Raw genomic sequence first — 6933 nt, 5'->3', positions numbered from 1 at the left:
GGCGGGGAACGATCACGGAGCAGTTCCGCGGGGCCGAGCTCACGGTCAACGAGTGGGTGCTCGACCTCGCCGCCGACTCCACGGCGGGATGACCCCGTCGGATCAGCGGCGCACGCGCGCCCTGGTCTTCGCGACACCGGCGAGAGTCGCCCGCACCGGCGTTCCGAGGTAGAGCCCGAGGGAGGCGCCGGAGGCGAGGGCGATCCCGATCACGGCGGCGTCGATGAGCGATCCGCCCACGGCCAGCATCCCGGTGGAGGTGCCCGCTGCGTGCACGACCTCGAGGAGGCCCTGGAACACCGCGACGCCGGGGACGAGCGGGACGATCGCGGCGGTCGTCACCGCGACCGAGGGCACGTGCAGATTGTGCGCGATGAGCATGCCGATGAAGCTCGCCAGCAGCGCTCCGACAGCGCTCGCCGCGGCCGGGTGGAGCTGGAGGGCGATGGTGCCGGCGTACCCGGCGAGGGTGACGGCGCTCAGCAGCGCGCTGACGAGGATGATGCGGATGCCGGCGCCGTTGAACACGGCCACGGCGATCGCGATGATGATGGCCCCCGCGAACTGGTTGAGCAGGGGCCCGAAGGGCGCGGGGTCGTCCGGCAGCTCCATCGTGAAGCCCAGCACGCCGCCGAGCTCCAGCCCGACGAGGATGCCGATCACCACCCCGAGTGTCTGCATCGTCAGGTCGAGGATGCGGCCGCCGGCGGTGAGGGCGAAGCCGTCGATGGCGTCCTGCGCGGCGCCGACCACCGTGAGCCCGGCGAGCATGAGCACGATTCCCGAGGCGACGATGATCGACGGGCGGATGCCGACGAACGGTTCGACCCCCGCGCTGCCGAGCGCCGAGACGGCGACCGCGACGACCGTGGTGACGAGGCCTCCGGCGATCTGGCTGAAGAACAGCGGCACCCGCAGCCGGGCCAGGCCCGCCTGGGTGAGCGCCGCCCCCAGCGCGGCGACGAACGTGAGACCGACGATGAGCGGAGAGGCACCGAGCATGATGCTCACGCCGACCGCGAGGAGCGCCCGGGCGACGATCACCACGGGCTGCTGGTAGCGGAAGGGCACGCGACGGATGACCCGGAACGCGGTGCGCGCGGATTCCAGGTCCAGGCCGCCATCGATGTCCGCGACGAGGGCCTGCACCCGCTGCAGCTTCGCGTGGTCAGGGGCGGCGACGCGCACCACGCGGACCAGCGTCTCCGGCCAGACCTCCCCGCTGAGGTGGAAGGACACCGTGATCGAGTTGTAAGTCACGTCGACCTGCACGCCCTTGAGGCCGTACGCCTCGCAGACGCGGGTGATCGCGAGCGTGACCTCGTGCGCGGAGGCGCCGACCGCGAACATCGACTCCCCGATGCGCGTCGCCAGATCGAGGACCCGCGGGACGGTGTGCTCGTCGATCACGGGCATCGCCTCGGTGTGGGCGACCGCGGACGGGTCGGTGTGCAGCAGCCGCCGGACGGAGAGGAGCAGTCGCTGGGGGGAACGCGCAGGCATATGTCCCATTCTCTCGCGGTCTGAGACCTCCCCATCGACGGCCCGTCTGTCAAGGCCCGAGACGGCCCCCGACCCTGCTTCTACAGTGGGGTCTCGCCGCGCCGCTCCCGACGCCGTGGCAGGAGGATTCGACGATGACGGATGACTCGCTTCCCACGGAGGCGCTGCTCGATGGGCGCTACCACCTCCGGGAATGCGTCGGGCAGGGCGGGATGGCACGCGTGTACCGCGCGGAGGACTCGCTGCTCGGGCGCACCGTGGCCATCAAGATGCTCCGTGCGGAGACCGAGCAGGGCGCGGCGTCCGAGCGCGCGCGCGGTGAGATGACCGTGCTCGCCTCCTTGAATCATCCGGCTCTGGTCACGCTGTACGACGCGCAGCTGCATCCGGGACGGGCCGAGTACCTGGTCATGGAGTTCGTCGACGGGCCGACCCTCGCCGCGCGGATCGCCCAGGGGCCGCTGCCTTCGGACGAAGTGGCGGCGCTCGCGGCCGATCTCGCGGAGGCCCTGCATGTCGTGCACGGCGCGGGGATCGTGCACCGCGATATCAAGCCCTCCAACGTCCTGCTCACGGGGCGCTCCCTCGCCGGGAGCCGGTCGGGTGCCAAGCTCGCCGATTTCGGGATCTCGGTGCTCGTGGACGCGGCCCGGCTGACGTCGCCTGGGACAGTGATCGGCACCGCGGCCTATCTGGCGCCGGAGCAGCTCAACGGCGCCGCGCCCGCGCCGCCCGCCGACATCTACGCGCTGGGTCTGGTCCTGCGCGAAGCGCTCACGGGAGAGCGCGCCTTCGCGGAGGCGGAGGGGATCGGTGCCACCCTGGCCCGCTTGATCGAGCCTCCCGCGATCCCGGAATCGGTGGGTCCGGCCTGGTCCGCGCTGCTGCAGCGGATGACCGCCACGGACCCGGGGGACCGGCCGAGCGCCGCGGGCGTCTTCGCGGCGGTGTCCGCGCTCGCGCACGACCCGTCGATTCCCCCGCGACCACCGGTGCCGGCTCCGATCGCCGCCGCAGCGTTCGCAGAGCAGGCGTCGACCGCGCCGTCGGAGCCGACGCCGACCCTCGTGCTACCCCGCCGTGCGACCCCCGAGGCTGCGGTGCTCCGTTCCCGGGGTCCGCGGATGCAGCGTGCGCGGCGACGCCGCGGACTCCTCACCGGAGCCGTGGCGGTCGCGGTCGCCCTCACCGTGGCCGGAACGCTCTGGGCGGCGGGGGCGCTCAACCCGAATCCCGTGGTGACTCCCGTCGACACCGAGCCGACCCCGCGCTCGTCGCCCACGCCGGCCGTCGTCGTGCCCGCGACCGTGCCGGAGGAGGCGGATGAGCCGGTGACCCCGGTCGACGCCCCTGCCCCGGAACCGGCGCCCGACGTGCCGAACGACAAGAAGGCCGAGAAGGCGCAGGAGGCCGCGCAGAAGGCTGCCGACGAGCAGCGGAAGGCCGAGGAGGACGCGCAGAAGAAGGCCGAGAAGGCTCAGGAGCGCGCCGAGAAGGAAGCGGAGAAGGCCCAGGAGAAGGCCGAGAAGGCGAAAGAGGAGGACGCCGACCTCGAGGACTGAGTCCTCGGGCCTGCGCCCTCCCCTGCGGCGGTAATGGTGTCAGACGGCGAGATCCGCGAGCTGCCGGGAGGCGCTGCTCGTCTCCGTCGGCTCCGGCACCAGATACAGGCCGTTCGGCGTGTTCGCGGTGAACGCCAGCGCGTCCACCCACCGCCGGTTGATGGCCGGAGGCCTGCTGCCGAAGAACTTGAACACGATGTTCGAGTGCGCATGCACCCAGACCGTCGTCCGGCCGCCTCCGATGGAGGCGTCTTCCTTCCACGAGAACGGCATCGGCTCGCCGCGCCGGAGCTTCGTCGTCATGACGAGCTGGATATGTGTGAGAGCGCGGTCCTCGATCTCGATCTTCGGACCGCCTTCATAGATGAACTTGCCCATTGGATGGATCCTTCGTTCCATCTCCACAGGAACCCGTTTGCCAAGAGGCGCAACCACGCTGATCGCTGGTGGGGATGTCTCCACGCTCTCACCGATCCGGGCTCCGCAACACCCCACCTTCGTCCAGCCGGACGAGGCGGACGTCCCCGGCCTCAGATGCGGCGGGGGCCGGGGCCGTTCTCGCCGAGGGCGTCTTCCGGATTCAGCAGGCGGCAGGCCTTCAGAGACAGGCAGCCGCAGCCGATGCAGCCCGCGAGCTCGCGCTGCAGATGCTCGAGCTGGGTGCGCCGCTCTTCGAGCTCGGCGCGCCAGCGCTTGGCCACGCGGCGCCAATCGCCGTGCGAGGGCGGGGCGTCGACGGGCAGGGTCTGGAAGAGCTCCTGGACCTCGCTGAGCGGGATGCCGATGCGTTTGGCCACGACGATGATCGAGATCCGTCGCAGCATGTGGCGGCGATAGCGCCGCTGGTTTCCGGGCGTGCGCGTCGAGGCGATGAGGCCGAGCTGCTCGTAGAAGTGCAGCGCCGAGGGCGCGACGCCCGTGCGTCGGGTGACCTCTCCGATCGGGAGGAGATCGTCCGGTTCCATCCGCCGCCCTTCCGTAGACCTCAACATTAGTTGAGGAACGGGCGGAACGGTCAGCGCGAGGTCGGCGGAAGCTTGTCGACGCCGTGTCGGTTCGGCTTGTCCGGCTCTGCCGCGGTCTCCGGCGTCACGTCCGGGCTGTCGGCCGGTGCGCCCGACGTCGGATAGTGCGGCTCGTCGATCTCGACGGCCTTGTCCCGCTCGTCCGCTGGGGGCAGGTGATCCAAGGGCTGCTTGATGTCATCGGGGTGGTGGCTCATGGCCCCAGGGTGCGCTGTGCCGCGTGCGGCGCCCAGGGGGTTGTCATACGGCCCGCGGTGTGGTCGGTGGGTGGCGCTACGGTGAGCAGACACGACCTCGGAGGGTTTTCGCATGGCATCCGTCCTCGCCGGGCTCGATCACATCCAGCTTCCTGTCGCCGACCTGGCGGCGTCCATCGCGTGGTACGAGCGTCTGCTCGGCTTCCGCGTCCTCACCGACTACGGGTCGAGTGCCATGCTCCGCGCCGAGGGCGGTCCGGATCTCATGCTCTGGGAGGCGCCGGGGCACGCGCCGATGAAGCTCACGGTGTCGGGGGAGGAGCGGCCGCTCTTCTTCCTGCGCACGACGGAGATCCACGCGCTCGCCGAGCGGTTCGCGGCAGAGGGCGTCGACGTGGCGAGCTTCGACGACGGCGGCTTCGCCCTCTTCCTGAAGTTCTTCGACCCGGACCGCACTTTGCTCGGGCTCATCCAGCACGTCGCCTGAGTCCGGCGTCGCGAGCGGGTCGTCGGGCTCCGCGGCCCTGTCGGTGGGTGCCGGGCTGGGCTATCGTCGGGGCACGGCTCCGCGCGGAGGGGCTGCGAGGAGGGGCGCATGGAGCAGATCGACACGGTGATCGTGGGCGCGGGCGTGGCGGGATTGACGGCGGCGCGGCTGCTGCAGGATGCCGGGCGGACGGTCGTGGTGCTCGAAGCCCGCGACCGGATCGGTGGCCGGGTGCACACGGATCGGACCGACGGCATCGTCGATCTCGGCGCCTCCTGGATCCATGGTGTCGACGGCAGCCCGGTGGCGGCGGCTGCGGACGCTTTCGGCATGCGGACCGTGGAGTTCACGGTCGGCGGTTTCCAGGTGGACAGCCGGCCGATCGCATATCACGGCCCTGACGGGCGCCCGCTCTCCGCCGACGAGGCGCGCGCCTTCGCCGCCGATGTCCATGCGGTAGACGCCGCGCTGCCGGACGTCATCGCCACCTCCGGTCCCGCAGCCTCCTACCGCGACGTCACGGATGCGGCGCTCTCGCGCCAGGAGTGGAGCGCCGATCGTACGCAGCGGGTGCGGGAGTACCTGGAGCATCGCGCCGAGGAGCAGTACGGGGCGTGGATCGAGGACCTCGCGGCGCACGGCCTCGACGACGACGCGATCGAGGGCGACGAGGTCGTCTTCCCCGACGGCTACGACGTGCTCCCGGAGCGCCTCGCCGATGGGCTCGACGTCCGGCTGGAGCACATCGTCACCCGCGTCGACTGGAGCGACGACGGCGTCTGGGTGCGGACTCCGCACGGCGACTTCTCCGGCGACACGACGGTGGTGACGGTTCCGGTCGGCGTGCTGCAGGCCGGGACCATGGAGATCGTCCCTCCGCTGCCGCCGGTGAACGCCGAGGCGCTGGGGCGGCTGCGCATGAACGCCTTCGAGAAGGTCTTCCTGCGGTTCCCCGCGCGGTTCTGGGAAGACGGGGTGTACGCCCTCCGGCAGCAAGGCCCCGAGGCGCGGTGGTGGCACTCCTGGTACGACCTCACGGCGCTGCACGACGAGCCGCTCCTGCTCACCTTCGCCGCCGGGCCCGCTGCCCTCGCGACGCGGGACTGGAGCGATGCGCAGGTGCAGGCCTCGATCATGGCGCAGCTCCGCCGGCTCTACGGCGACGGGATCCCCGACCCGGTCGGGCTGCACCGCACGGCCTGGCAGGACGATCCGTTCGCGCACGGGTCGTATGCGTACATGACGGTGGGATCGACCACCGCAGACCACGACGACCTCGCAACCCCGGTCGGCGGCGTGCTGCACATCGCGGGTGAGGCCACGTGGACCGACGACCCGGCCACGGTGCCGGCGGCCCTGTTCTCTGGGCACCGTGCGGCCGAGCGCATCCTCGGGCGGGCGGTGCCGATCGAGCGGCTCTGGGCCCTGGACTGACACCGCGGGCGACGGCAGTGTGGTCGCCGCCGCGCGCCCGGTCAACCCCCTGCGCCGCTCCCGCCGCCACGCATACGGTCGTGGGACCGAACAGAGGAGGAGAGCATGAGTGACCCCCAGAACACGCAGGGCACCCCCGGCGCCGACGAGGAAGCCGACACGGCCTCCGGCGGCGCTCCCGACGACGGCGGCGAGAGCACCGACGACGTGCTCGAGCGCGAGACGACGGACGACGAGGGCAAGCCCCTGGAGAACCCGTCCGGCGGCTGACCGCCGCACCGCCCGAGGGTCAGCCGCGCGCCAGCCGGCGCGGCTACCCTCGGGGCATGCGCCGAATCGCCCTCGTCCCTCTGCTTCTCGCCGTCGGCCTCCTCGCGGGGTGCGCCCAGGTCACCCAGGCCGCGGGTGATGCGTTCGGGGTCCCGGTGGCGGAGACGTGCACGACCATCGACGACGCGTACGCGCAGTATCAGGAGCTGCTGAGCCAGGGTGACGCGTCCGCGGAGCAGCTCGACGCCGCACGCGACGACCTCGTCGCCACCCTCGACGGCGTCGCGGACGGCATGGACGGGCAGCTCGGCGATCTCATCCGCTCCGGCGCCGATCAGCTCGGCGGCATGACCGACCTTCAGGCCCCGGAGACCGTCGAGGCGATCGAGCGCCTCCACGACGGGCTCTCCTCGTTCTGCGGCTGAGCCGCGGTGGGGAGTGCAGCCGATAGTTGC

General features: G+C 71.7%; 9 protein-coding genes. 5 read left to right on the top strand and 4 right to left on the bottom strand.

The annotated features are described in order from the left end of the window. Positions 1–102: 102 nt before the first annotated feature. Entirely contained in the window at positions 103–1503 is a 1401-nt protein-coding gene (locus DW296_RS12130) for a threonine/serine ThrE exporter family protein (protein ID WP_136052440.1), read from the bottom strand. A 134-nt stretch (positions 1504–1637) separates the two neighbouring features. Between DW296_RS12130 and DW296_RS12125 the strand changes: the two genes are divergently transcribed. Continuing rightward, positions 1638–3065: a protein kinase domain-containing protein gene (locus tag DW296_RS12125; RefSeq protein WP_136052439.1), complete on the top strand. Its 1428-nt coding sequence runs from the start codon at positions 1638–1640 to the stop codon at positions 3063–3065. Between the two features lie 39 nt (positions 3066–3104). On the opposite strand, the gene DW296_RS12120 is transcribed toward DW296_RS12125, so the two are convergent. The 3 genes from DW296_RS12120 to DW296_RS12110 all read right to left on the bottom strand — a co-directional run bounded on the left by DW296_RS12120 (position 3105) and on the right by DW296_RS12110 (position 4287). Continuing rightward, positions 3105–3443 carry a DUF7882 family protein gene (locus tag DW296_RS12120; protein ID WP_136052438.1) on the bottom strand — a complete coding sequence of 113 codons (339 nt, stop codon included), beginning with the start codon at positions 3441–3443 and terminating at the stop codon, positions 3105–3107. 152 nt (positions 3444–3595) lie between these two features. Then, entirely contained in the window at positions 3596–4030 is a 435-nt protein-coding gene (gene soxR, locus DW296_RS12115; RefSeq protein ID WP_060922707.1) for a redox-sensitive transcriptional activator SoxR, read from the bottom strand. Between the two features lie 50 nt (positions 4031–4080). Next, complete coding sequence (locus tag DW296_RS12110; protein WP_025102541.1) at positions 4081–4287, bottom strand: hypothetical protein; 207 nt, start codon at positions 4285–4287, stop codon at positions 4081–4083. A 112-nt stretch (positions 4288–4399) separates the two neighbouring features. Between DW296_RS12110 and DW296_RS12105 the strand changes: the two genes are divergently transcribed. The 4 genes from DW296_RS12105 to DW296_RS12095 all read left to right on the top strand — a co-directional run bounded on the left by DW296_RS12105 (position 4400) and on the right by DW296_RS12095 (position 6903). Beyond that, entirely contained in the window at positions 4400–4774 is a 375-nt protein-coding gene (locus DW296_RS12105) for a VOC family protein (RefSeq protein ID WP_136052437.1), read from the top strand. A 108-nt stretch (positions 4775–4882) separates the two neighbouring features. Next, positions 4883–6208, top strand: a complete 1326-nt coding sequence (locus DW296_RS12100) for a flavin monoamine oxidase family protein (protein ID WP_136052436.1) — start codon at positions 4883–4885, stop codon at positions 6206–6208. Between the two features lie 105 nt (positions 6209–6313). Next, positions 6314–6478 carry a hypothetical protein gene (locus DW296_RS16505; RefSeq protein ID WP_168429033.1) on the top strand — a complete coding sequence of 55 codons (165 nt, stop codon included), beginning with the start codon at positions 6314–6316 and terminating at the stop codon, positions 6476–6478. 56 nt (positions 6479–6534) lie between these two features. Continuing rightward, complete coding sequence (locus tag DW296_RS12095; protein WP_136052435.1) at positions 6535–6903, top strand: hypothetical protein; 369 nt, start codon at positions 6535–6537, stop codon at positions 6901–6903. Positions 6904–6933: the final 30 nt, after the last annotated feature.

The organism is Microbacterium sp. K36 (assembly GCF_004794355.1).
Classification (GTDB): domain Bacteria; phylum Actinomycetota; class Actinomycetes; order Actinomycetales; family Microbacteriaceae; genus Microbacterium; species Microbacterium paraoxydans_D.
This window is presented reverse-complemented; position numbering and strand designations above follow the sequence as displayed.